Source organism: Brochothrix campestris FSL F6-1037 (assembly GCF_000525915.1).
Taxonomy (GTDB): Bacteria; Bacillota; Bacilli; order Lactobacillales; family Listeriaceae; genus Brochothrix; species Brochothrix campestris.
The window spans coordinates 1-788 of record NZ_AODH01000072.1 but is presented as its reverse complement, the minus strand read 5'-3'; the positions used below and the strand labels follow the sequence as shown (position 1 = coordinate 788).

General features: G+C 42.3%; 1 protein-coding gene. It reads right to left on the bottom strand.

From position 1 onward, the window contains the following. A partial coding sequence (locus BCAMP_RS11370) for a bacterial Ig-like domain-containing protein (protein ID WP_035315703.1) occupies nucleotides 1–788 on the bottom strand: 788 nt, incomplete at both ends.

The window sequence follows — 788 nt, the reverse complement described above, 5'->3', positions numbered from 1 at the left end:
ATACGTCACTGTATATGTTCCTGCTTTATCTGTGTTAACCGTTCCGCTGATTGTTCCACCTGCTGCTTTGAATTCTGCAAACGTGAGTTCAGTACCAGTTTTATCGGTTGCTAATTGAAAACTAGCTGCTTCCGTCCATGATTCGCCACTATATAGGGTGCTATTTATTGCTGAAACGCGAGTTTGATCAACAAACACTGTCACAACTGCAGTATCTGTAACGCCGTTTAGTTCATAGGTTACTGTGTATACACCTGGTTTACTCGTATCCACCTCATGCGTAACGTTACCACCTGCTGCCTCGAATTCTGCAAATGTTAATTCTGCTCCGGTTTTATCTGTCGCGCGTTTAAAGCTATCTTCTTCGGTCCAGGCTTCACCTTCATATAGTGAAACATTTTCGCCTTTAACATTTGTTTGATTTAACAATACTGTCACCGTTGCCTTATCACTCACAGCATTCAATTCAAAGGTTATGTCGTACACACCCGCTTGCTCTGTCTCAACAGTTTGGGTAATTGTTCCACCCGCTGCTTTGAATTCTGTAAACGTTAATTCTGCTCCGGTTTTATCTGTCGCGTGTTTAAAGCTATCTTTTTCGCTCCATGTGTCACCTGCATAAAGTGTCACATTTTGTGCCGCAACACTTGTTTCGTTCTCTAAAACAGTCACTGTCGCACTATCTTCAAAACCATTCAAGTGATACGTCACTGTATATGTTCCTGCTTTATCTGTGTTAACCGTTCCGCTGATTGTTCCACCTGCTGCTTTGAATTCTGCAAACGTGA